Source organism: Thalassospira sp. ABL2_045 (assembly GCF_056161285.1).
Genome location: NZ_JBSWYV010000001.1, coordinates 801502 through 823387, shown reverse-complemented (window position 1 = coordinate 823387; position 21886 = coordinate 801502). Strand labels below are relative to the sequence as shown.

Annotated in this window: 22 protein-coding genes; 7 read left to right on the top strand and 15 right to left on the bottom strand. The window is 56.0% G+C overall.

The annotated features are described in order from the left end of the window. Positions 1-5: 5 nt before the first annotated feature. The 4 genes from ACXAIA_RS03735 to ACXAIA_RS03720 form a co-directional block, all read right to left on the bottom strand. Positions 6-887: a DMT family transporter gene (locus ACXAIA_RS03735; protein ID WP_475348167.1), complete on the bottom strand. Its 882-nt coding sequence runs from the start codon at positions 885-887 to the stop codon at positions 6-8. An 80-nt stretch (positions 888-967) separates the two neighbouring features. After that, the gene (locus ACXAIA_RS03730) at positions 968-1933 is read right to left on the bottom strand and encodes a prephenate/arogenate dehydrogenase family protein (RefSeq protein ID WP_475348166.1); all 966 of its coding nucleotides are present in this window, start codon (positions 1931-1933) and stop codon (positions 968-970) included. A 1-nt stretch (position 1934) separates the two neighbouring features. After that, entirely contained in the window at positions 1935-3032 is a 1098-nt protein-coding gene (gene hisC, locus ACXAIA_RS03725; RefSeq protein ID WP_475348165.1) for a histidinol-phosphate transaminase, read from the bottom strand. Positions 3033-3083: 51 nt separating this feature from the next. Further along, positions 3084-3956, bottom strand: coding sequence for a chorismate mutase (locus tag ACXAIA_RS03720; RefSeq protein WP_475348164.1), 873 nt, complete (start codon positions 3954-3956; stop codon positions 3084-3086). Between the two features lie 475 nt (positions 3957-4431). Between ACXAIA_RS03720 and metX the strand changes: the two genes are divergently transcribed. The 4 genes from metX to ACXAIA_RS03700 all read left to right on the top strand — a co-directional run bounded on the left by metX (position 4432) and on the right by ACXAIA_RS03700 (position 7506). After that, positions 4432-5592 carry a homoserine O-acetyltransferase MetX gene (gene metX, locus ACXAIA_RS03715; RefSeq protein ID WP_475348163.1) on the top strand — a complete coding sequence of 387 codons (1161 nt, stop codon included), beginning with the start codon at positions 4432-4434 and terminating at the stop codon, positions 5590-5592. Between the two features lie 2 nt (positions 5593-5594). Continuing rightward, positions 5595-6242 carry a methionine biosynthesis protein MetW gene (metW, locus tag ACXAIA_RS03710; protein ID WP_475348162.1) on the top strand — a complete coding sequence of 216 codons (648 nt, stop codon included), beginning with the start codon at positions 5595-5597 and terminating at the stop codon, positions 6240-6242. Positions 6243-6319: 77 nt separating this feature from the next. Beyond that, positions 6320-7201, top strand: a complete 882-nt coding sequence (locus ACXAIA_RS03705; protein WP_475348161.1) for a hypothetical protein — start codon at positions 6320-6322, stop codon at positions 7199-7201. A 17-nt stretch (positions 7202-7218) separates the two neighbouring features. Beyond that, complete coding sequence (locus tag ACXAIA_RS03700; protein WP_475348160.1) at positions 7219-7506, top strand: hypothetical protein; 288 nt, start codon at positions 7219-7221, stop codon at positions 7504-7506. 18 nt (positions 7507-7524) lie between these two features. Here the strand turns inward: ACXAIA_RS03700 and ACXAIA_RS03695 are convergent, their stop codons facing one another. Together ACXAIA_RS03695 and pgsA are read right to left on the bottom strand one after the other, a co-directional pair. Next, complete coding sequence (locus ACXAIA_RS03695; protein ID WP_475348159.1) at positions 7525-7980, bottom strand: molybdenum cofactor biosynthesis protein MoaE; 456 nt, start codon at positions 7978-7980, stop codon at positions 7525-7527. Between the two features lie 63 nt (positions 7981-8043). After that, positions 8044-8595: a CDP-diacylglycerol--glycerol-3-phosphate 3-phosphatidyltransferase gene (gene pgsA, locus ACXAIA_RS03690; protein WP_475346875.1), complete on the bottom strand. Its 552-nt coding sequence runs from the start codon at positions 8593-8595 to the stop codon at positions 8044-8046. 516 nt (positions 8596-9111) lie between these two features. On the opposite strand from pgsA, the gene ACXAIA_RS03685 reads away from it, so the two are divergent. Next, entirely contained in the window at positions 9112-9345 is a 234-nt protein-coding gene (locus ACXAIA_RS03685; protein ID WP_475348158.1) for a type II toxin-antitoxin system ParD family antitoxin, read from the top strand. Beyond that, a complete protein-coding gene (locus tag ACXAIA_RS03680; protein WP_475348157.1) occupies positions 9338-9628 on the top strand; it encodes a type II toxin-antitoxin system RelE/ParE family toxin in 291 nt (96 codons plus the stop codon). Before ACXAIA_RS03685 ends, ACXAIA_RS03680 begins: the two co-directional genes overlap by 8 nt. Before the next feature lie 11 nt (positions 9629-9639). On the opposite strand, the gene uvrC is transcribed toward ACXAIA_RS03680, so the two are convergent. The 4 genes from uvrC to ACXAIA_RS03660 all read right to left on the bottom strand — a co-directional run bounded on the left by uvrC (position 9640) and on the right by ACXAIA_RS03660 (position 14663). Further along, on the bottom strand, positions 9640-11577 hold the full coding sequence (uvrC, locus tag ACXAIA_RS03675) for an excinuclease ABC subunit UvrC (RefSeq protein ID WP_475348156.1): 1938 nt from the start codon (positions 11575-11577) through the stop codon (positions 9640-9642). 477 nt (positions 11578-12054) lie between these two features. Next, positions 12055-12495: a dihydroneopterin aldolase gene (gene folB, locus ACXAIA_RS03670; protein ID WP_475348155.1), complete on the bottom strand. Its 441-nt coding sequence runs from the start codon at positions 12493-12495 to the stop codon at positions 12055-12057. Between the two features lie 101 nt (positions 12496-12596). Beyond that, positions 12597-13367, bottom strand: coding sequence for an SDR family oxidoreductase (locus tag ACXAIA_RS03665; protein ID WP_475348154.1), 771 nt, complete (start codon positions 13365-13367; stop codon positions 12597-12599). 333 nt (positions 13368-13700) lie between these two features. Continuing rightward, entirely contained in the window at positions 13701-14663 is a 963-nt protein-coding gene (locus ACXAIA_RS03660; RefSeq protein ID WP_475348153.1) for a calcium/sodium antiporter, read from the bottom strand. A gap of 272 nt (positions 14664-14935) precedes the next feature. Between ACXAIA_RS03660 and ACXAIA_RS03655 the strand changes: the two genes are divergently transcribed. Next, positions 14936-16684, top strand: a complete 1749-nt coding sequence (locus ACXAIA_RS03655; protein WP_475348152.1) for a cation:proton antiporter domain-containing protein — start codon at positions 14936-14938, stop codon at positions 16682-16684. 92 nt (positions 16685-16776) lie between these two features. Here the strand turns inward: ACXAIA_RS03655 and phoB are convergent, their stop codons facing one another. Genes phoB through pstC form a run of 5 tightly spaced genes read right to left on the bottom strand, consistent with a single transcriptional unit; the run spans position 16777 to position 21762 of the window. Continuing rightward, positions 16777-17475: a phosphate regulon transcriptional regulator PhoB gene (gene phoB / locus ACXAIA_RS03650; protein ID WP_033067877.1), complete on the bottom strand. Its 699-nt coding sequence runs from the start codon at positions 17473-17475 to the stop codon at positions 16777-16779. A 16-nt stretch (positions 17476-17491) separates the two neighbouring features. Next, complete coding sequence (phoU, locus tag ACXAIA_RS03645) at positions 17492-18214, bottom strand: phosphate signaling complex protein PhoU (protein ID WP_475346869.1); 723 nt, start codon at positions 18212-18214, stop codon at positions 17492-17494. Between the two features lie 21 nt (positions 18215-18235). Then, entirely contained in the window at positions 18236-19039 is an 804-nt protein-coding gene (gene pstB / locus ACXAIA_RS03640) for a phosphate ABC transporter ATP-binding protein PstB (RefSeq protein ID WP_475348151.1), read from the bottom strand. A 1-nt stretch (position 19040) separates the two neighbouring features. Next, entirely contained in the window at positions 19041-20390 is a 1350-nt protein-coding gene (gene pstA / locus ACXAIA_RS03635) for a phosphate ABC transporter permease PstA (protein WP_475348150.1), read from the bottom strand. Continuing rightward, on the bottom strand, positions 20383-21762 hold the full coding sequence (gene pstC, locus ACXAIA_RS03630; RefSeq protein ID WP_475348149.1) for a phosphate ABC transporter permease subunit PstC: 1380 nt from the start codon (positions 21760-21762) through the stop codon (positions 20383-20385). Before pstC ends, pstA begins: the two co-directional genes overlap by 8 nt. Positions 21763-21886 lie beyond the last annotated feature (124 nt).

Below are 21886 nucleotides of genomic sequence, written 5' to 3'. Positions count from 1 at the left end.
GGACCCTATCGCTTCATGATCACCAATGCCACCCCAAGGGCGGCAATCGCGAACCCGGCAAATCCCAGAACGCCCAGTTGCTCGTCAAACAGAACCCAGGCAAAGAACGCCGCTGTCGGGGGCACAAGATAGAACATGCTGGCCACACGGGTGGCTTCACCCTGCTTGATCAGAACCATCAACAGCATGATCGCCCCGATGGACAGAACCAGTACCAGCCACGCCATGGCAAGAATGAAATCCATGCTCCATTCAACGGTCAGCGGCTCTTTGAACAGTGCAATAACCCCGACAAAAACACTGGCGGCAACATATTGCACGACTGTCCCACTCATCAGGTCCATGCCTGTGCAGAACCGTTTTTGATAAAGTGTCCCCGCCGTCATGCCAAGCAGGGCAGCAACCGCCAATCCAATGCCAAATGCGGTAATGCCCACACCGTCGCCGATCTTGGGCAACAGCACCAATGCCACACCAATCAGGCCAAGGATCAAGCCGCCCCACTGGCGTATTGAGACCCGCTCGCCCAGAAGCGACCCGACGACAGATGCCGTCACAACCGGCTGCAACCCGACAATCAGGGCCGCAAGCCCCGCAGGCAATCCGGTATCAATCGCCCAGAACACCCCGCCAAGATAAACCCCGTGTACCAGAACACCTGTGGTGCCGATATGGGCGGCCTCGCGCCAGGTTTTTGGCCATTTCGCCCCCATCAAAAAGATGACCGGGATCATCAAAATCAGGACGATGACAAATCGGACAAACAGGAAAACGAACGGATCTGCATAGGGCAGACCAAATTTGGCACCCACAAAGCCCGTGCTCCACAGGAACACAAAGACGAACGGCATGAACCGCGTCAGGGCGGCGTGGTTGGTGGCAGACATTTCAATCCCCTTGGACCGGACGGTGCAACATGTGGGGCTGTTGTCCGTCGGTTTATCCCGAATAATCGGGCATCATGGTACTATTCGGCAGGCTTCTTCTTGGCGTTTTCATCGCTCTGGCGGTCTTCACCCTCGGCCGAGAAATTGGTGAAGTCCTGTCCGGCATCGACAATGCCGCGACGAATTTCACGGGTGCGGGTAAACAGATCAAACAGCTTGTCACCCTCCCCCCAACGAATGGCGCGTTGCAGCGCCATCAGGTCTTCCTGAAAACGACCCAGCACATCAAGAACGGCTTCGCGGTTATTCAAAAACACGTCGCGCCACATGGTCGGATCAGATGCCGCGATACGGGTAAAGTCACGGAAACCGGTCGCGGAAAACTTGATCACTTCCTGACGCAGCGCATCTTCAAGATCGGTTGCCGTCCCGACAATCGTGTAGGCAATCAGGTGCGGCAGATGCGATGTAATGCCAAGGATGCGGTCATGATGATCGGCATCCATGCATTCGACATGCATGCCACAGGCTTCCCAAAGCGCGCGGACCTTCGCCACCGCATCCTCGTTCTCGCCCGGAACCGGGGTCAGGATGCACCAGCGTTGTTCAAACAGCTCCGGAAAACCGGAATCCGGCCCGGAATGCTCGGTCCCGGCCAACGGGTGGCCCGGAACGAAATGCACCCCTTCATCCAGATGCGGCGCAATGTCGCGGATCACGGACTGTTTCACCGAGCCGACGTCGGAAACAATCGCGCCTTTTTTCAGCGCGCCGGTCAGTTGCGCGCCAATGGTTTCATTGGCACCAACCGGCGCGCACACCATGACCAGATCCGCATCACCAACCGCATCCTTGATGTCGCAATAGGCTTCATCGGCAATACCAAGTTCAAGCACCCGCTCACGGGTCGCATCCGAGCGGACCGCACAGGTGATTTTGTTGGCAAGGCCGTCGCGCTGGATGCGACGTGCCATGGACGAGCCGATCAGGCCCATGCCGATAAAGGCGACGGTTTCAAACAACGGTTGGGATGCAGTATGGGTCATTTTAAGCGTTCACAAAGTCTTTGATGGCCTGAAGGCAGATTTCCATTTCTTCCTTCGTACCGATAGAAATACGAAGCATCTGCGGCAGGCCATAGGCACCGATTTTGCGCGGGATCACGCCACGGGCCATCATGAAATCATTGGCGGCATCGGCGTTCTTGCCGTCTTCCGCTGGGAATTCGACCAGAACGAAGTTGCCGTAGCTCGGATGTGCCTTAAGGCCCGCGATCGCATTGACCTCGTCGCGGAACCAGGACAACGTTTCGGCATTGTGGCGCACGCATTCATTGACGAAATCATCGTCATCAAGGGCAGCTGCGCCAGCTTCCTGGGTCGGCAGCGGCACGTTGAACGGGTTGCGCAGACGGTGCAGCACATCGGCAATCGCCGGCGGCGCATAGCACCAGCCCAAACGAATACCACCCAGACCATAAATCTTGGAAAATGTCCGGGTCATCACGGTGTTGTTGCCCGCTTTCACGAGCTCTTCACCGGCTGAATAATCTTCCTGACCGGTCATGAATTCGGCATAGGCCGCATCAACCACCAGAACGATGTCATCACGCAGACCATCGCGCAGGCGCTTCATTTCCGCATCCGAAATATAGGTGCCCGTCGGGTTGTTCGGGTTGGCGACAAAGACGATTTTGGTTTTGTCGGTAACCGCCGCCAGAAGCGCATCAACATCGGTGGTCATGTTGGTTTCTTTGGCCGTAACCGGGGTCGCACCAACGCCCATGGACGCGATCGGATACATCAGGAACCCATGTTCTGAATACAGAACCTCATCACCCTGACCGGCATAGGCACGGATCAAAAGCGTCAGGATTTCATCAGACCCGTTGCCACAGATCAGCTGATCGAATTCCAGGCCGTATTTCTCTGCCAGCTTGTGACGCAGCACGTCACACCCACCATCCGGATAACGATGCAGGCGTTCCGCCGACTTGCGAAGCGCTTCCATGGCCTTCGGGCTCGGGCCAAGCGCGCCTTCGTTTGACGACAGCTTGATCACGCGCTGAGCACTGTCAGCACTGGATTTGCCGCCTTTATACGGCGCAATATCAAGAATTCCGGGGCGTGGGGTGGGCGCAGACATCAATTATTCTCCCAAGGGAAACAGCGGCCATTCATGGCCAGCCAGGCATAGTTAACTCAGTGCGTCTCCGGCGATCGGTACGGCATAGGCACCGACAACCCGCAAACTTTCGGGGCGAAGGCCTTGCGCATCCAGGGTCGCCTGAAACGCATCGGCGCGATTACAAAAGAATCCCGGCACATCAACAAGAACAAAACGCCGATCTGCGTCAGGATCGTCAGAAAAGCCAAGGATTACCGATCCGTCGATACCATCCGCAATTTTTTTGCGCACCGTATCCATCGAAATCTCTTTCGACAGGCTGACAACAAACAGAGTCCGGTCATCCCCACTGTCTTCAAGCTCAATCGCAGCCAGGACGAACCCTTCGGTCGTTTCCCCGCGTCCGACCGGGCGGCCACCAAACGGCAGTTTGGAAACAACGCGCACAGCACTTTGCTCGGTCAGGTGGGTCCACCACGGCATGGCCTCGCCCAGCTCGGGCTTCGGAAAGACCCCGACCGCAGCGCGCCCTTCTTCCAGCGCACCAAATGCTTCGCGCGGGGTATCAAACTCGACAATCTCGTTCAGGCAGCCGAAATTAAGCCGCGCCAGTTCCCAGCAATCCACACCCTCAGCATTGCGGCAAAGCGCAACGGTATAAGGCGCTTCAAGGCGCGTTCCGGCGGCGATCATTTCGCGCCAGATCTGGATCAGGGCGGTTTTCGGGAAGGCACCTTCATGACGATCGACAAGGGTGCGCATGATCCGCGCTTCGCGGGCCGGGCGATAAGGGACCTTGACCTTGCCACCGGCTGCGATCACGCGGTCCTTATAGGCTCCGACAGCCTGCACAACCTTGGTCCGGCGAATGATCAGGGATTGCAGCGCCTGATCGATCTCGTCGATCTCTCCGCGCAGGTCATCCAGGTCAAGATTTGCCAAATTTTTGTCGTTCAGAGCACCTTGCATCAAGTCGGCTCCATTCTGTTTGTTTTTGGCGTGCGGTTTGGCAAGGAACAGCGCGCAGGTCGATGCGGCGCATCGTCCAAGGGATGTGACGTAGCCAAACCCCGCCAAAAGCAAACCCTGCGGGCCGGGACAGCATTCCGCCCGGCAGCGTCGAAGCACTTGCCCGTAGCTCCGCTACGCCCTGCGCGCATCTTCTTGCCAGACAAAATGCTGTCGTCGGCAGAATGCAGTCGACTTGATGCAAGGTGCTCTAACGCCATAATCTACTCTTCTTTTGAACGGCGCACAGTATTAGGACAGGGCCGCAGAAATGCAAAGAAAAGATTGACTAACCCCGGCTCTGCTTCATAGCTAGAACAAGCGAATTTTCAACAAACGCGCCGTCTGCTCGATAGCAGAGGGCCGGTTTGTGCGAAAAATCATCTAATAAACAAGGAAACCGCCATTCATGCCCACCGCAACCGACACAGAAAAGCGCCCCCCGCTTCCCGGCCACCACATGGTGCTCGGCGAGACGGAAAAGCTGCGCCTGGATAGCGGTGTGGAATTTGGCCCCTTCACGCTGGCGTATCAGACCTATGGCGAACTCAATGCCGATAAATCCAATGCGATTCTGGTCTGCCACGCCCTGACAGGCGATCAATATGTTGCCGATGACGTCCATCCGATCACCGGCAAGGAAGGCTGGTGGTCCGAGATTGTCGGTCCCGGCAAGATTATTGATACCGACAAGTATTTCGTCATCTGCAGCAATGTGATTGGCGGCTGTCTTGGCAGTACTGGCCCCAAGGAAATCAATCCCGAAACCGGCAAGCCGTGGGGCCTTGATTTCCCGGTCATCACCATTGCCGATATGGTGCGCGCCCAGACCATGCTGATTGATGCGCTTGGCATCGATATGCTGTTTGCTGTGATTGGCGGGTCGATGGGCGGTATGCAGGTTCTTGAATGGTGCAAAAGCTATCCGGAGCGCGTTTACGCCGCCGCCCCGATTGCGACCTCGTTCCGCCATTCGGCGCAAAACATCGCCTTTCACGAAGTCGGGCGTCAGGCCGTCATGGCCGATCCCGACTGGTGTGGGGGGAACTATCTGCTTGAAGGCAAGAAACCCTCACGCGGGCTGGCTGTCGCGCGCATGACTGCGCACATCACCTATCTGTCGCAACCGGCCCTGCATCGCAAATTCGGCCGCAAGCTGCAGAACCGTGGCGCGATCACCTATAGCTTCGATAATGATTTCCAGATCGAGAGTTATCTGCGCCATCAGGGCAAAAGCTTCGTCGACCGGTTTGATGCCAACAGCTATCTCTATATCACGCGCGCGATGGATTATTTCGATCTGTCACTCGAATATGATGGCCGTCTGGCCGAGGCGTTCCGGGGCTGCAAAACCCGGTTCTGTGTTGTCTCGTTTTCCAGTGACTGGTGCTTTACCACCGCCGAAAGCCGCATCGTTGCGCATGCACTAAACGCGGCGTCTTGCAATGTCAGCTGTGTTGAAATTGAAAGTGACAAGGGCCATGACGCGTTCCTGCTTGATGAGCCGGATTTCCACATGGTTCTGAGCGGCTTTATCGCAGGTGCCGCCGAAGGCCGGGGGCTTAAATAATCATGGAAGAAACGATTTCAAACGCCACGGACATCCCGGCGCACAGCGACCGTATCCGCGTTGACTTGCAGCTGATTGCCGACATGATCGATCCGGGCACGCGGGTGCTTGATATCGGGTGTGGTGATGGGGAACTTCTGGGCTATCTGACCCGCACCAAAAAGGTTGATGGCCGCGGGCTTGAGCTGTCCAATGAAGGGGTGCGCAATTGCGTCGCGCAAGGTTTGCCCGTGATGCAGGGCGATGCCGACCGGGATCTCGGCGATTACCCGGATGGCGCGTTTGACTATGCCATTCTCAGCCAGACTTTGCAGGCGACCCAGCGCCCGAAAGAAGTGCTGTCGGAGTTGCTGCGTATCGGCAAGCAGGCGATTGTGTCCTTCCCGAATTTCGGCCATTGGCGCGCGCGGTTTGATCTGATGTTCCGGGGCCGCATGCCGCAAAACCCCAACCTGCCGATCATGTGGTACGAAACGCCAAACATCCATTTCTGCACGGTTCTGGACTTCGTCGGGCTGTGTGAAGAGATGAATCTGACCATCGAACGCATGATGGTTTTGAATGAAGCGGGCTCGAAGCTCAGCCTTGGCAGTCAGACCCGTTTTTCCAACTTCTTTGGCAATCAGGCGCTTTTCATGCTGAGCAAATAATCAGCGCGATTATTCGTTTTCATCAAACAATCAACCTGCGCAGATCACAAACCGACCCCGTCCCCGTCTGAAACCTGATGCCCGATCGGGCAAAATCATCAGACGGGGCCGATATGACCATTTCAATCCTCATACCATTTATCCGCCGCAGCTTTCTGATCGGCGTGATCACCCTGCTTGCGGCCTGCAGTCAAAAGGCCGAAACGCTGAAACTGTCGGTCACGCAATTTGGCAGCGCGACCGAGCAGGCGTTTGATCACTATGACGCGGCCTATAGCACCCAGTTCGCGCCCTTCCCGAAATCCGATAGCGCCAAGCGCAGCGAGTTCGTTGCCAATATCGAAGCATTCACCGGCAAGGTCACAACCGCCAATATCGATACTCTGCTTGATCCTGATGCAGTGAAGATTGATCCGGATGTCGCGCGCAAATGGCAGAGCACGCTCAAGGACCTGCGGAGCCAGTATCAGCAGTTCGTCGCGATCTTCGACAACATCGAAGCCGGATCAGTACTTGGCGCGTCGGCCGTGACGCAATCGGGCCCGATCCTTGAAAAACTGCGCAAGCAACTGGCGACAATCAGCAGTGATTTCGCGCGCACCCCGCCGCAATTCATCACCCGGCGCAGCACGCTGATTGCCGAGCTTAATCAGATCAAAAGCCAGGAGCACAACAACCCCGAAGCCGAGAAACTGCTCGTGCAGGCCTGGTGGCAAAGATGGGAAAACCTGATCGCAAATGAAAGCACGATGCAGGCCGATACCCTGCGTGCCTTTGTCACCGCCTCGGCGCTCGGCAACAAGCTGCAAGGTCAGATCGACAATTACGCCAAGCTTGATATGGCTTCCCTGATCAGTGCAGTCGAAGACGGCATCAAACTTTCCGATCAGATCGGCAGCCTCAGCCCGGCAGAACTTGCAACACACGGCACCGGGCTTCTTGAAACCGTCACCAACTAGGAAACAGGGAGATCATCATGAGCCAGACATTCGGACAGCTGCTTGCAGATGCGCAGCAGGCCTATACAGATGCTGCTGTCACCTATCAGGGCGCGTCGATCAACGAACAGGTCAAATCCAAACCCCATCTGGACAAAGCCGCCAGCCACCTTGCCACCCTTCAGACAGCGCAGCTCAGTAACGCCATGGAAGTCGATGACGCGGATGTCGCGGAAATGGCGAAACTGCGCGCCCAGGTCAATGATGCCGCAGCCCTGCAGCAGGGGCTTGAGAAACTGGTATCGATCCTGGCGAAGTTTATTTAGGCGCGCGGGTCGAAGCGGCTATTTCCAACGGTCGGCATCGGCATCATCGGATGCCTTTGCCACGACCCATTTATCGCCGCCATCCGGGGTTTCTTCGCGTTTCCAGAACGGGGCACGGGTTTTCAGGAAATCCATGATGAAATCGCAGGCCTCAAACGCAGCGCGGCGATGGGCGGATAAAACAATCACCAGAACAATACGTTCGCCGGGCAACATACGGCCAAAGCGATGAACGATGCGGATGTCATCGAGCGGCCAGCGCGCCGCGGCCTCGTCGGCGATCTTTTCCAGTTCGCGTTCAGTCATACCCGGATAGTGATCCAGCGTCAGGGCAGAGACATTTTCCCCACCATGAATATCACGCACCAACCCGACAAAACTGACCGCCGCCCCGATATCGGTGCGCCCGTCTGTCAGAGCCGAAAGTTCGGCACCTGGGTCAAAGTCATGTTGCTGAACAGAAACGCGTGACATGGTCGCCGTCCCGGATTGCGTGAAATGGGGTCCTGCCCTTGGGTCCCACCTTGGGGTCCGGCCCTAGTCGAGATGCTTGAGGCCGGTGCGCAGATAAATATAGCCTGTCTGAACCGTGACGATCCCGGCAATCCACAGCAGGATATCACCAATCAGGATCGAGGGGATCATTTCGGGCGATGCATCGCCAACCAGAAGGAAGCCGATCGCAAGAATCTGTGCCGTGGTTTTCCATTTGGCAAGCACCGTGACCGGCAATGGTACCTTGATCTCGGCCAGATGTTCGCGCAGGCCCGAAACCATGATTTCCCGGCACATGATGATCACGGCGGGCAATACCGCAAAACCGGAAATGCGTTCAAACGCCACCATCATCATCAGGGCCGCCGCCACCAGAAGCTTGTCGGCAATCGGATCAAGGAACCGACCAAGCGGGGAGACAACATTCATCGAGCGCGCCAGATAGCCGTCAAAGAAGTCCGTCACCCCGGCAAAGGCAAACAGGGCAAAGCCGATCCAGTTGCCAACCGGGCCATTGATGTAAAACGACGCAATCAGCGCCGGGATTACGAATATGCGCGACATGGTCAGCAGATTGGGAATCTGGTTCTTCATAAACGGGGCCTGTTTGACGGATTTTACGGCGATGACGTCACGGATCTAGTCATGGCATGGGGCATAACCGCCCAAAGCCGCGCAATTATTAAAGACTTGGTCCCTTGACCACAAGGTCTGTGTTCATTTGCAATAAAACGGCAGCATAAGCGGTCGCGCGAATAGGGTCAGGACCCATTAATTTGGTTTAAATGGTTGACCAGATTTGTGCGGATACGCGGAGCAAAGCCGCAGGAAGATATTTATCTTTCAAGGTTTTGCGACAAAGTAGACCGTGCAAATCCGGTCAATCCGAAGGACAGACGTTATATTTGCAAACTCCTTCGTCAAAACCCTTGGCCGGGACGCCGACCCGCCCTGCGGGCTTTTCCTAGAATTTCACAAACATAACGTCTGCCATTCAAATCAAACTAATGCGTCCTGACCCCAGAAACGAGCATAGCCCCGAATGATCCACCATAGACGCTTTTGGCAATATTTGGCATAATTTGCCACACCCAGATAATGGAGCATTTCATGGCAACGATGAATGTATCCCTGCCCGATCTGATGCGAGAATGGGTCGAAACGCAGATTGCACAGGGAGAGTATGCGAGTTCCAGCGACTATATCCGCGATCTGATCCGCCAAGACCAACGCAGACAAAAAATGCTGCAAGCTGCACTGTCGGATGGCCTGAATAGCGGCCGGAGCTCGCGCTCAGCTGAGGAGATTCTTCAGGACACGCAAAAGAAGCTGGCCGATGGGTGACTATGTCCTATCGCGAAAGGCCGATGAGGACCTCGAGGGGATATATCGATATTCCCACGAAACATTTGGCAGACAGCAGGCCACTGACTATTTCCTGTCTTTACGCGACTGCCTACAAAACCTTGTCCATTCGCCACACATGGGTCGGGATGTCAGCTTTCTGCATCCCGGCATGTGTTGCCATCATCACAAGCGCCATATGATCTATTACGTCATTGAAGGCAATGACATCTTCGTCGTTCGCATTCTGCATGACTCGATGGACGAACAACGGCATATCTGAGGGAGAGATGATCACTTTCCTTCGTGGAAATGATCATAAATCTTTCGAGCGAGCGCAGCACTGATGCCATCGACGGCTTCAAGGTCGGCCAAGCCCGCATCGGCGACCCCGCGGGCCGAACCGAAGTGATGCAAAAGCGCCTTTTTGCGCGCACCGCCGACACCGGGCACCGAATCCAGAACGCTTTTGCCAATCTGCTTGGCGCGTTTGGCGCGATGGGTGCCAATTGCCCAACGGTGGGCTTCATCGCGCAGGCGCTGAATGAAATACAGCACCGGATCTTTCATATCGAGACGCACCGGCGCCTTGCCGGGAATGTGCAGCACTTCCTTGCCGGCATTACGATCGACACCCTTGGCGACACCGACCAGCATGACGTCTTCGATCCCGAGATCTTCGAGCACTTCGCGCGCCACGCCAAGCTGGCCCAGACCACCATCAATCAGACACAGGTCCGGCCATGTACCGTTCTCGCGATCCGGGTCTTCTTTTTGCGCCCGGGCAAAGCGACGCGTCAGGACTTCGCGCATCATGGCAAAGTCATCACCCGGTGCGATATCGCCCTTGATGTTGAATTTGCGATAGGCGTTTTTCATGAAGCCCTCGGCCCCGGCGACAATCATGCCGCCAACCATGTTGGTGCCCTGGGTGTGGGAGTTATCATACACCTCGATCCGTTCGGGCGTGCTTTCGAGATCAAGCTTGTCGGCCAGATCTTCGAGCAGCTTGCGCTGGGTAGCACTTTCGGCCAGACGACGCCCAAGGGCATCCTTGGCATTGGTCAGCGCATGTTCGACCAGCTTGCGCTTGCCGCCGCGCTTGGGCACGAGCAATTCGATCTTGCGATTGTTATTAACGCCAAGTGCGGTTTCGACCAGTTCCTGGCCTTCGATCTCGTGCGAGAGAAAGACCTGCTTGGGGGCGGGTTTGTCGGCATAGAACTGCCCGACAAAGGCCGACAGGATTTCGGGAATTTCGGCCGATTGTTCATGGCGCGGGAAGTAGGACCGGTTGCCATAGTTCGAACCCGAGCGGAAAAAGAAGACCTGCACGCAGCTTTGGCCGCCTTCCTGATGAAGGGCAATCACATCGGCCTCTTCGACACCTTCGAGGTTGATGTCCTGATGCGAGCGGATCTGGCTGAGCGCACGGATGCGGTCGCGATACATCGCGGCCTGTTCGAATTCCATCTTTTCAGACGCATCCATCATGTCAGATTCGAGTTGCTTGAGAATTTTCTGACTGCGCCCGGTCAGGAAGTCCCGGCAGATATCAACAAGCCCGTCATATTCAGACTTGGAAATCCGGTCGACACACGGCCCAGCACAGCGTTTGATTTGATACAGCAAACACGGACGCGAACGGTTGGCAAACACCCCATCGGTGCACGAACGCAGCAAAAAGGCACGTTGCAGATGGTTGATGGTGTTATTCACCGCCCAGGCCGAGGCAAACGGGCCAAAGCAACTGCCATCCTTGGCGCGCGCGCCGCGATGTTTGACGATGCGCGGATAGTCGTGATCCTCGGTGATCAGGATATAGGGGAAGCTTTTGTCATCGCGCAGCAGGATGTTGTAGCGCGGTTTGAGCTTCTTGATCAGGTTGGACTCAAGAAGGAGCGCCTCGGCCTCGGTATGGGTGGTGATGATTTCCATCCGAACCGTCTGGGCCACCATGCGGGCAATGCGGATCGGCAACTGCATGATGCGGGTATAGGACACCACGCGTTTTTTAAGGTTCTTGGCCTTGCCGACATAGAGCACACGATCCTTGTCATCGATCATGCGATAGACACCCGGCGACCCCGGCATGGTTTTCAGCGCATGCTTGATCGCCTCAACACCCCTTGCCGCCCCGCCTTCGGTCTTGTCACCATCAAGGGACAAACCGATTTCCCGTTTCGGGGCATCATCCCCGGCCGGGTTTTCGGGGGAAACTGGTGGCTTCATCAAGGCACTCCGCGATCACGTAAATATGGCGCTGTTCAACTGGGCAGCAACGGACTCTAAAATACATCCAAAGTTGTGACGATCGTCACTGGCAAACACGCTTTGGAACATAGCGGAAAAGATTAACATCGCAACTGCATCTCGGGGAATCGCCATGCCAAAAAAGATGTCCACCAAGTCTGTGGATAACTATGTGGGTAATAGGGGGGTGACTTCCTGCACCCCTTGAGAGTCTTAACGTTCTGTGAAGTGCCCATTTATTAAGCAAAACAGTTAAGTTATTGATTTAATTCAATAAAAATACTGTCAACATGAAATCATTCGGTAATACAGTCGTAAAAATCGAATATTTTCCTTTGATTCACATTCGCCAGATGCTTGTGAATAAGCGCAATCGCGATTCGGCCTAGAGGAATCATAGAGTCCCTTCGATTGCCGGCTCGAAAAAGTAAATTTTTTCGGGATCGTTTGCTGTAATCAGCGCGCGTTATTGTGGCGTTCGATTTCAACACCAACTGCCGTGACGTCTTCAAAAACGTCGAGCTTTTCAACTCTGACGATCACCTTGCGAACGCGCGGATCGGCAAGGCACATATCGGCGAGTTTTTCCCCAAGGGTTTCCACAAGATTGGTGTGGCCGTCCTGGCAAATGCAACGGGTGCCGACAACCAGATCTTCGTAGCTGAGCACGGTGGTGATGTCGTCATTCTGAACACCGTCGCCTTCGAGCACTTCGAGATCAAGATTGATCCGAACGCGTTGCGGGGCTTCCTTTTCGTGTTCATACACCCCGATCGAGGTGTGAATGATCATGTCACGCACAAAGACACGGCGCAGGCTGCCAGCGAGATCTGCATGGGGCAGATCGGCAAAGGGCAGTGTCGTAATTTTGGCATCCTTTTTAAGGCCTGCGGTCATATTCCGGTCTTCCTTGTGCTGCTTTCTTGCATGGCCCGATTAACGTCACCCTGCATGTCCGGCCCGATGTTTGGCAGTGATTTATCCCATCACGACCGGCATCATTCGTTGGGCGCATCGTCTTCGCCACTGGGCGCCCAATCAAGGTGCTGCCCGCCGTCAAGGGCTAACATTTGCCCGGTGATGGCCGGCGCGGCAAGGAAAAATCGAACCGCGTCGCAAATCTCTTGCGGGTTTGTCCCTATTTTCAGGGGTGTTTTCGCGCATTGGGCGTCGAAATCTTCCTGTGTTTGTCGGCTACTAGGCAGTGCCGGCCCCGGACCGATGGCATTGACCCGAATTTTTGGCGCCAATGCCAGGGAAAGTGTCTGGGTCAGGGTCCAAAGCCCGGCTTTTGACAATGTATAGGTCATGAAATGCGGGGTCAGATTCCAAACGCGCTGATCAATCAGGTTAATGATCGCGCCCTTGCAATCGTCTGGCAGGTGTTTGGCGAACTCTTGCGACAGGACAAAGGGCGCACGCAAATTGGTTTCCATATGCAGATCCCAGCTTTCGCGGGTCGCAGTTTTCACATCGTCATATTCAAAGGTCGAGGCGTTATTGATCAGAACCCTGATCGGGCCAAGCTGGTCTTTGGCATCGGCCAGCAGACGATGGGTGTCTTCTTCGTTGGTCAAATCAGCGGAAACGACGCAGGCGCGCCGGCCAAGATCGCGGACCTCGCCTGCCAGGGTTTCGGCGTCGCTGCGCGAGCTGTTGCAATGAAGGGCGATGTCATAACCATCACGCGCAAGATCAAGGGTGAGCGCCCGGCCGATGCGTTTTGCAGCACCAGTGATCAAAACCGACTTTGGAGACTGAGCTGTCATCACTGCCTCGATCCTTGTCATATGGTCCCGGTCTTATAACGGCTTCGCCGGAACCTGATTGAACTGATTAAAGCATATTGCGTCTAATCTGCTCCATTGTGTTTGTTTTTGGCGTGTCGATTGGCAAGGCACAGCGTGCAGAGCGATGCGGTGCATCGGTCAAACGGTGTAACGCCGCGAAACGCCGCCAAAAACAAACCCTTCGGGCCGGGACAACCTTCCGCCCCGCAGCGTCAAGCTCCTTGCACGTAGCCCCGCTACGTACTGCGGTCCTTTCCTCGCCGGACAGAAGGTTTTCTCCGGCAAAATGGGGCAGATTAGACGCAATATGCTTTATGCTACGACAAGTTGGAAGACATAGACCAGATAGGCAATCACGAATGCCACGCCGGTGATGCGCGAAATCTTGTGCAGGGCATAGGCAACGCCCAGCAAACCCAGTGTCACAGCCAGCATGATCCAGATATCGGAATTCATGATCTGTTCGGGAACCGGGATCGGTGCGATCAGTGAAACACCGCCAATGATCACCAGCAGGTTCAAAAGGTTCGAGCCAAACACGTTGCCAAGTGCCACGTCAGAATGCCCGCGGAAGGCAGCAACCACCGATGCGGCCAGTTCGGGCAAGGAGGTGCCGAATGCCACAAGCGTCAGGCCAATGACCGCCTCGGAGACGCCAAATTGACGGGCCACCGTTACCCCGCCTTCGACCAGCCAGTCCGCACCAAGCATCAGGCCGACAATTCCGATCACGGTCGCAATGATCGGCTTGGTCCAGCCCTTGGGCTTTTCACCGATTTCATCGACTTCTTCTTCGTGCAGGTGGCTGGCTTCGCTGGGTGAATTTTTGTCATGCTTGTAGGTGAAGTACCAGATCGCCGCCAGCACACAGAGCATGATCGCCCCAGCCCAACGTTCGATCACGCCAAACATGCACAAACCAATGAACAGGGCCGTGCCGAGCAACATGGTGCCCCCGTCGCGCACCACCGTCACACGCGACGCCGCGACAGGTTTTAGCAATGCGACGGCACCTAGAATAAGCAGGATATTGGCAATGTTGGAGCCAACAACGTTGCCCATGGCGATATCGGCCGTGCCTTTAAGGGACGCATTTAGCGAAACGACAAATTCCGGCGCAGATGTCCCGGCTGCGACAATCGTCAGACCGACAATGACTTTGGAAACGCCGAGCAAAAGTGCGAGACCAACCGCCCCCCGTACGATGAATTCACCACCTGCTGTCAGTAAAACAAGACCTGCGATGATCTGAAGATAGGGGATAAGTTGTTCCAAAATGTCTGCTCGTCTTAAAAGCGATTAAACCGGCCTTTTATCAGGCCCGCGGAAGATGGCATTTGGCAAGCCGAATGGCAAGTCATCAGGATGTGACATTGTGTGCACGCATCCGTTTAAGCACAACACGGCGCGCCTGAACCGCATGCTGCGACAGGGGTGTGAATTTTTCACATGTGTCAAATTTACCCACGACTGGCAGGGTTATTTTCGTTATCCTGTTAATCTCGTTATTTTCAAATATTTAACCGCCTGCCGGATCGATTTTCGCCATGCATCACAGCGTTCTGTTCGAGCTGTTCCTTATTCTGACTGCCGCGATCATTGCGGTTCCCATTGCGCACAAGCTTCGTGCGAATTCGATTATCGGATTTCTGATTGGTGGTTTCTTTATCGGACCGTTCGGCTTTGGCCTGATTTCCGAACGCGAAGACATTTCAACCGTTGCCGAACTTGGTGTTGTCTTCCTGCTGTTCATGATCGGGTTGGAGCTTTCGCGTGATCGCCTGCGCGTCATTGGCGGACGCTTTGCCGGGCTTGGCGTTTTGCAGATTGTGGTGTCGATGGCAGCCCTTTTGGGGCTTCTGGTGGCCATGAAGTTTGCGCTGCCCACGGCCCTTGTCATTGCCGGTGCGCTTGCGCTTTCATCGACTGCGATCATCCTAAAACAGCTTTCTGACGACCGGCAGCTCAATACCCGGTTTGGCCGTGCCGCGCTTGCCATTTTGTTGCTGCAGGACGTGGCGGTTGGCCCGTTCCTGATTATGGTGCAGGCGGCAGGCAATGCCGGAACGGAAACCAGCCCGTGGATGAGCATCCTGCTTGGTTTCGGGTCGGTCGCGTTGCTGTTGCTGGTTGGGCGTTATGTCTTGCCGCGCCTGTTTCGCTATATCGCGTCGCTTAAAAACCCGGAACTGTTTGCCATTGGCACATTGTTTGTCGTGCTGGCCGCCAGCACCCTTACCGAAGTTTCCGGTCTTTCGATGGCGCTGGGGGCCTTCATTGCCGGTGTGATGCTGGCCGAAACCGAATTCCGCCATCAGATCGAAGCCGATATCTCGCCGTTCCGCGGGGTCTTCCTGTCGCTGTTCTTCATGTCGGTGGGCATGTCGGTCAACGCTGACGTGGTTTATAACCAGTTCGGCACCATCGTCATGTGGCTTGTCTTGTTGCTCGCCATCAAGACGGCGGTTCTGTTCGGACTGGCGCGCGCCATGCGGTTTGAAACCGGTCTGGCGATCCGGGTGGCTATGAGCCTGGCGGCGGGCGGTGAATTTGCCTTTGTGATGTTTGCCCTGGCGGCCCAGAACGGGGCGGTGCCGCTTGATATTGCGGCGATGCTGATCCCGGTGGTGGCGATTTCCATGGCCCTGACCCCGACCCTGATCAGTCTTGGTCACAAGATCGAGGAAAAGCTCCATCCCAAGGAAGAAGACCAGCTTGGCAAGATCGCCGAAGAGTCCGAGGGCATTCAGCAGCATGTTCTGGTGATCGGCAGCGGGCGCGTTGGCCGGGTTCTGGCGCGGTTGCTTAAAACCCGGAACATCCCGTTCCTGGTGCTTGATAGTGACGCCCAGCAGGTTTCGCGTGGCCGGGCCGAAGGCCTGCCGGTTTATTTCGCAGACGGATCAAGACCGGAAACTTTCCGGGCGGCACACACTGACGAAGCAAAAATTGCGGTTGTTGCCATGGGGAACCCGCATGCGACCGAGAAGACGGTTGCGCTTTTAAGGCAGCATTATCCGCATCTGAAGATTTTTGCCCGTGCGCAGGACATCACCCATATCGGGCCACTGTCCCGCCATGGCGCAGATGCCGCCATCCCGGAAGTGCTTGAAACCGGCTTGCGGTTATCGGATCACGTTCTGGCCGCCTGCGAGGTGCCGCAAGAAGATATCGATGCGGAAATCGCCAAGTTCCGTCGGGCCGATATGCTTTTGATGAACGAACTGGCGCCGCGCACACAGCGCAAACAGGGAAGTTCCGAGGAAGCCGACAAACCGGCCGAGGACACCCCATAAAGCCAACGCCAACTCGTTACGCGATTAAAACAAAAACCCCCGTTGCACACTGCAACGGGGGTTTTTCATTGGATCACGGATCAAAAACCAGCTTAGGCAGCCGTTTCGGAATCCAGCGCATAGCCCGCCGCACGGACGGTGCGGATGATATCGCGGGTGCCTTTGACGTCATTGAGTGCCTTGCGCAGGCGACGGATATGAACGTCAACGGTGCGGGTTTCGACATAGATGTTCGGGCCCCAGACCGCATTCAGCAGCTGTTCGCGCGAGAAAACACGTCCCGGATGCTCAAGGAAATAGCGCAGCAGACGGAATTCCGTCGGGCCAAGATGGATCGCCTTGCCATTGCGGCTGACACGGTGGGCGGCGAGATCCATTTCGATGTCGGAATAGATCAACTGCCCCTGTGGTTGCGCCGGACCGGACCGGCGCAGAAGCGCGCGGATACGAGCCAGCAGCTCGCCAATGGCAAACGGCTTGGTGACATAGTCATCCGCGCCGGTATCAAGGCCACGGATACGGTCGCCTTCTTCGCCGCGCGCGGTGACCATGATCACCGGCAGGTCGCGGCTTTCGGGCTTGCGACGGATCTGGCGGCAGACCTCGATCCCCGACATGACGGGCAACATCCAGTCGAGCAAAACCAGATCGACATGGGTTTCTGCCATGATTTTCAACGCTTCGTCACCGTCTCCGGCTTCGACGACCTGCATCCCCTCGCGTTCGAGGTTGTAGCGCAACATGGTTACGATTGCAGCTTCGTCCTCGACGATAAGAACCGTTGGGTCCATCTTTTATGCTCCAGTGTCACTCATTCGGTTCGACAACAGCGAAGTTCGCTGCGTCGTTTTTTGGCCGGTCAACACCCGGCAGGTCCTCGCCCTTGATCCGGTAATAGATCGTTTCGGCGATGTTGGTGGCGTGGTCGCCAATACGTTCGATATTCTTGGCGATGAACAATAGATGGGTCGACGCGGTGATGTTGCGCGGGTCTTCCATCATGTAGGTCAGCAATTCGCGGAACAGCGAATTGTACATGTCGTCCACTTCCTGATCGCGTTCCCAAACACGGTGGGCCTTGTCGGCATCGCCTTCGATATAGGCGTCCAGGACATCCTTAATGATTTCCTGGGCCAGCTTGGCCATGTTCGGGATCGCCTGAACCGGGCGGATCGGCGGGATCTGGTTCAGGACCTGGGCGCGTTTGGCGATGTTTTTGGCCAAATCGCCGATACGTTCGAGATCATTCGACAGCTTGAGCGCGGTCACGACCTGACGCAGGTCATCTGCCATCGGCTGACGCAGGGCGAGCAGACGAACAGCAAAGTCCTGAACTTCCTGTTCGAGAACGTCGATGCGCTGATCGGACAGGATGACTTTTTCGGCCAGCTCGGAATCGCGTTTGACGATCGAGCGGATCGACGAAATAAGCTGGCTTTCGGCAAGCCCGCCCATTTGCGAGATGATGTTGTTCAGACGGGTGAGTTCCTCGTCGAACGAACTTACGATATGGGTATGATCTTCAGCCATTTATGCGTACTCCTGGCTCACTTAACCGAAGCGGCCGGTAATGTAACCCTTGGTGCGCTCGTCCTTCGGGTTGGTAAAGATTTGATCGGTTTCGCCGACTTCGACCAGCTTGCCCAGGTGGAAGAACGCGGTGCGCTGTGACACACGGGCTGCCTGCTGCATGGAGTGGGTCACAATCACGATCGTGTAGTTCGAGCGCAACTCGTCAATCAGTTCCTCGACCTTGGCGGTCGCGATCGGATCAAGCGCCGAGCACGGCTCATCCATCAGGATGACTTCCGGGCTGACGGCGACCGCACGTGCGATGCACAGGCGCTGCTGCTGACCACCGGAAAGACCGGTTGCCGGCGACTGCAGGCGATCTTTGACTTCTTTCAGAAGGCCGGCACGTTCGAGCGAGGTCATGACGATTTCGTCAAGCTCGTCACGCGAATTGACCAGACCATGAATACGCGGGCCATAGGCCACGTTGTCATAGATCGATTTCGGGAACGGGTTCGGTTTCTGGAACACCATGCCGATGCGCGCGCGCAGCTGAACCACGTCGATGCGCTTGTCATAGATATCGCGGCCATCAAGGGTGACTTCGCCCTTGATGGTGACACCGTCAATGGTGTCATTCATTCGGTTCAGGCAGCGCAGGAAGGTGGATTTACCACAGCCCGACGGGCCAATCAGCGAGGTAACCTGTTGTTCAGCGATATCGAGGTTGACCTCATAGAGGGCCTGATTGTCGCTATAGAAAAGATCAAGGTTACGCGCGGTCATTTTCGGTTTTTCGACCGACGGCTCTGCCGTCATTGCGCTCTGGGATACAGCAGCCATTTTACCACTTCCGTTCAAATTTTTTGCGCAGATACACAGCCAGTCCATTCATCAGGACAAGGAATGCCAGCAACACCATAATCGCTGCCGAGGTTTTCTCGACAAAGGCACGTTCCGGGCTGTCCGCCCACAGATAGATCTGGACCGGCAGAACCGTTGCCGGGTCAAGTGCCCCGCCCGGGATATCAACAATAAAGGCGACCATCCCGATCATCAGAAGCGGTGCTGTTTCGCCCAATGCCTGGGCCATGCCAATGATTGTGCCCGTCAGAATGCCCGGCATTGCCAGCGGCAAGACATGATGGGTCACGGTCTGAACCGGGGAGGCACCAAGGCCCAACGCGGCCTGACGGATCGACGGCGGCACCGCCTTGATCGCCGCACGCGAGGCAATAATGATCGTCGGAAGCGTCATCAGGGCCAGAGTCAGACCACCGACAACCGGGGCCGAACGCGGCAGATGCATGACATTCAGGTACACCTCAAGACCCAGTAGACCAAAGACGATGGACGGGACAGCGGCCAGGTTGTTGATGTTGACCTCAACAATCTGGGTGAAACGGTTCTTCGGTGCGAACTCTTCAAGATACACCGCCGCCAGAACACCGATCGGGAAGGACAACGCCAAGGTCACAAGCAGGGTATAGAACGAGCCAACCGCAGCGCCCCAGATCCCGGCCAATTCCGGTTCGCGGGAATCGCCGCTGGTGAAGAAGCGGGCATGGAACTGTTTTTCCACCGCACCGGCTTCGACCAGTTCGTTATACCAGCCGACTTCCTGATCGTTGAGGCGACGGTCGCCTTCATCAACGGTCGGGTCGATATAGCCCTTGTTGAGCATATCGAAATCGTCACCCGAGATCAGCCAGATGGTGCGCGTCTGCCCGATCAGGCTCGGATTTTCGAGAACCCGTTCGCGCAGATCATAAGACGCGCCACCTGAAACGATGCCATACAGGTTGCGTTTCTCGCTGCGTGAGGTCACGTCCGGGAAGCGTTCGCGCAGGGACTGCTTGATCAGACCATCAAAGTTTGCCCGCCCGATCACGTCCGGATCGCCGGTCCCTTCCGGGTCGATCACAGCCGGGTCGAAGGTCACTTCGAGCTGGACATAGGTCTGGTAAAAGGCGCTGTAGCCTTTCGAGCCGATCGAGAATGCCAGAACGAACAGGGCCAGAAGCGCGATACCGATCGCAGCAAGGCCATACATTTTAAAGCGGCGTTCAGCAGCGTAGCGTTTTTTGATGTTGCGGGCGATTTTCGGGCTGTCCCAGTCAACCGGCTTGCGCAGATTGTCAGAGATCACCTTGGCCGCAGCTCTGTCTTCCATAAGAGATGCCATATCAGTCATATTTCTCGCGATACTTCTGAACAACCTTAAGGGCAAATACGTTCAAGCCCAAGGTGACAAGGAAAAGAACCAGCCCCAACGCAAAGGCCGAGAGGGTTTTGGCACTGTCAAACTCCTGGTCACCGACCAGAAGGGTCACGATCTGCACGGTTACGGTTGTTACAGCCTGAAGCGGGTTTGCCGTCATGTTCGCCGCAAGACCGGCCGCCATCACAACAATCATGGTTTCACCAATCGCACGCGACACCGCGAGCAGAACCGCACCGACAATCCCGGGCAAAGCCGCCGGGAAGATCACGTTACGAATGGTTTCGGATTTGGTTGCGCCCAGCCCATAAGAGCCATCGCGCAAGGATTTCGGCACCTGCGACATCACGTCATCAGACAGCGAGGAGACGAACGGAATGATCATGACACCCATGACCAGACCGGCGGCCAACGCACTCTCCGAGCTGACATCAAGACCGAGCAGCGCGCCATTGTCGCGCAGGAAGGGTGCAACAGTCAGGGCCGCGAAGAAGCCATACACAACGGTCGGCACACCGGCGAGAATTTCGAGTGCGGGTTTGGCCACCGCACGGAATTTCGGGGAGGCATATTCGCCCATATAGATCGCCGAGAACAGGCCGATCGGCACGGCAACACACATCGCGATCAGGGTGATCAGCAAAGTACCGACAAAGAGCGGGATCGCCCCAAAGGCGCCTTCGGATGCAACCTGGTCGGCGCGGATCGCGGTTTGCGGGCTCCATTCCAGACCAAAGATAAATTCGAGCGGACTGACCTTGGTGAAGAAATGCAGCGCTTCGAACAGAAGCGAGAAAACGATACCAACCGTTGAGAGGATGGCAATCGCCGAGCAGGCAATCATCATCCAGCGTGCGATGCGTTCAATATTGTTGCGCGCGCGCATCTCCTTTTCGATCTTGCGATACGACATCGCAAGACCCAAGGTCGCCGCCGAAAGAACCAAAACAACAAGTGCCGCATTGGCGATCGTCTGCAGATTGCCAAGACGACGACCGGCGTCGACGATTTCCGGCGAAACAGACAAATGCTGGCCATTGCCCGCGGCAATCAGTGAAATACTGTTCAGCGCCAGCGACAGACGTCCGGAGTCATTGACGATTTCGGCCGGCAGCTCGGAAACAATGAGCGCCTCGATCACCGAACCCTGAAAAACGTACCAGATCAAAAGCAAAACCAGCGCGGGAAGTCCGCACCATGCAGCTGTGTACGCCCCGTAATGTGCCGGCAACGAGTGAAGATTGCTGTGTCGGCCGCCCGAGATGGCGACAGCCCGCTGGCGCCCAAAATAAAAGGACAGCGCACAAAGTGCGGCAATCGCGAGCAACAGGAAAGACAGGGACATTATGTTAGATCCGTTCGCCAGATGAGCCTGCAGAAATCAGTTCGTGAGGCCAATAGGACAGAAACAATAAACAAATCAAGGCAAGAAACAAAGAAACCGGTGGCGACTGTTGCCGCCACCGGTT

What these genes read in the sequence shown, in the direction of transcription:
- metX (WP_475348163.1), top strand. Translation starts at nt 4,432, where the DNA reads ATGCCCACCGCAACCGACACAGAAAAGCGCCCCCCGCTTCCCGGCCAC.
- pgsA (WP_475346875.1), bottom strand. Translation starts at nt 8,595, where the DNA reads ATGAAGAACCAGATTCCCAATCTGCTGACCATGTCGCGCATATTCGTA.
- ACXAIA_RS03665 (WP_475348154.1), bottom strand. Translation starts at nt 13,367, where the DNA reads ATGACAGCTCAGTCTCCAAAGTCGGTTTTGATCACTGGTGCTGCAAAA.
- ACXAIA_RS03735 (WP_475348167.1), bottom strand. Translation starts at nt 887, where the DNA reads ATGTCTGCCACCAACCACGCCGCCCTGACGCGGTTCATGCCGTTCGTC.
- ACXAIA_RS03730 (WP_475348166.1), bottom strand. Translation starts at nt 1,933, where the DNA reads ATGACCCATACTGCATCCCAACCGTTGTTTGAAACCGTCGCCTTTATC.
- phoU (WP_475346869.1), bottom strand. Translation starts at nt 18,214, where the DNA reads ATGGCTGAAGATCATACCCATATCGTAAGTTCGTTCGACGAGGAACTC.
- phoB (WP_033067877.1), bottom strand. Translation starts at nt 17,475, where the DNA reads ATGGACCCAACGGTTCTTATCGTCGAGGACGAAGCTGCAATCGTAACC.
- ACXAIA_RS03705 (WP_475348161.1), top strand. Translation starts at nt 6,320, where the DNA reads ATGCCCGATCGGGCAAAATCATCAGACGGGGCCGATATGACCATTTCA.
- ACXAIA_RS03655 (WP_475348152.1), top strand. Translation starts at nt 14,936, where the DNA reads ATGCATCACAGCGTTCTGTTCGAGCTGTTCCTTATTCTGACTGCCGCG.
- ACXAIA_RS03685 (WP_475348158.1), top strand. Translation starts at nt 9,112, where the DNA reads ATGGCAACGATGAATGTATCCCTGCCCGATCTGATGCGAGAATGGGTC.
- hisC (WP_475348165.1), bottom strand. Translation starts at nt 3,032, where the DNA reads ATGTCTGCGCCCACCCCACGCCCCGGAATTCTTGATATTGCGCCGTAT.
- ACXAIA_RS03695 (WP_475348159.1), bottom strand. Translation starts at nt 7,980, where the DNA reads ATGTCACGCGTTTCTGTTCAGCAACATGACTTTGACCCAGGTGCCGAA.
- pstC (WP_475348149.1), bottom strand. Translation starts at nt 21,762, where the DNA reads ATGTCCCTGTCTTTCCTGTTGCTCGCGATTGCCGCACTTTGTGCGCTG.
- folB (WP_475348155.1), bottom strand. Translation starts at nt 12,495, where the DNA reads ATGACCGCAGGCCTTAAAAAGGATGCCAAAATTACGACACTGCCCTTT.
- ACXAIA_RS03680 (WP_475348157.1), top strand. Translation starts at nt 9,338, where the DNA reads ATGGGTGACTATGTCCTATCGCGAAAGGCCGATGAGGACCTCGAGGGG.
- pstB (WP_475348151.1), bottom strand. Translation starts at nt 19,039, where the DNA reads ATGGCTGCTGTATCCCAGAGCGCAATGACGGCAGAGCCGTCGGTCGAA.
- uvrC (WP_475348156.1), bottom strand. Translation starts at nt 11,577, where the DNA reads ATGAAGCCACCAGTTTCCCCCGAAAACCCGGCCGGGGATGATGCCCCG.
- metW (WP_475348162.1), top strand. Translation starts at nt 5,595, where the DNA reads ATGGAAGAAACGATTTCAAACGCCACGGACATCCCGGCGCACAGCGAC.
- pstA (WP_475348150.1), bottom strand. Translation starts at nt 20,390, where the DNA reads ATGACTGATATGGCATCTCTTATGGAAGACAGAGCTGCGGCCAAGGTG.
- ACXAIA_RS03700 (WP_475348160.1), top strand. Translation starts at nt 7,219, where the DNA reads ATGAGCCAGACATTCGGACAGCTGCTTGCAGATGCGCAGCAGGCCTAT.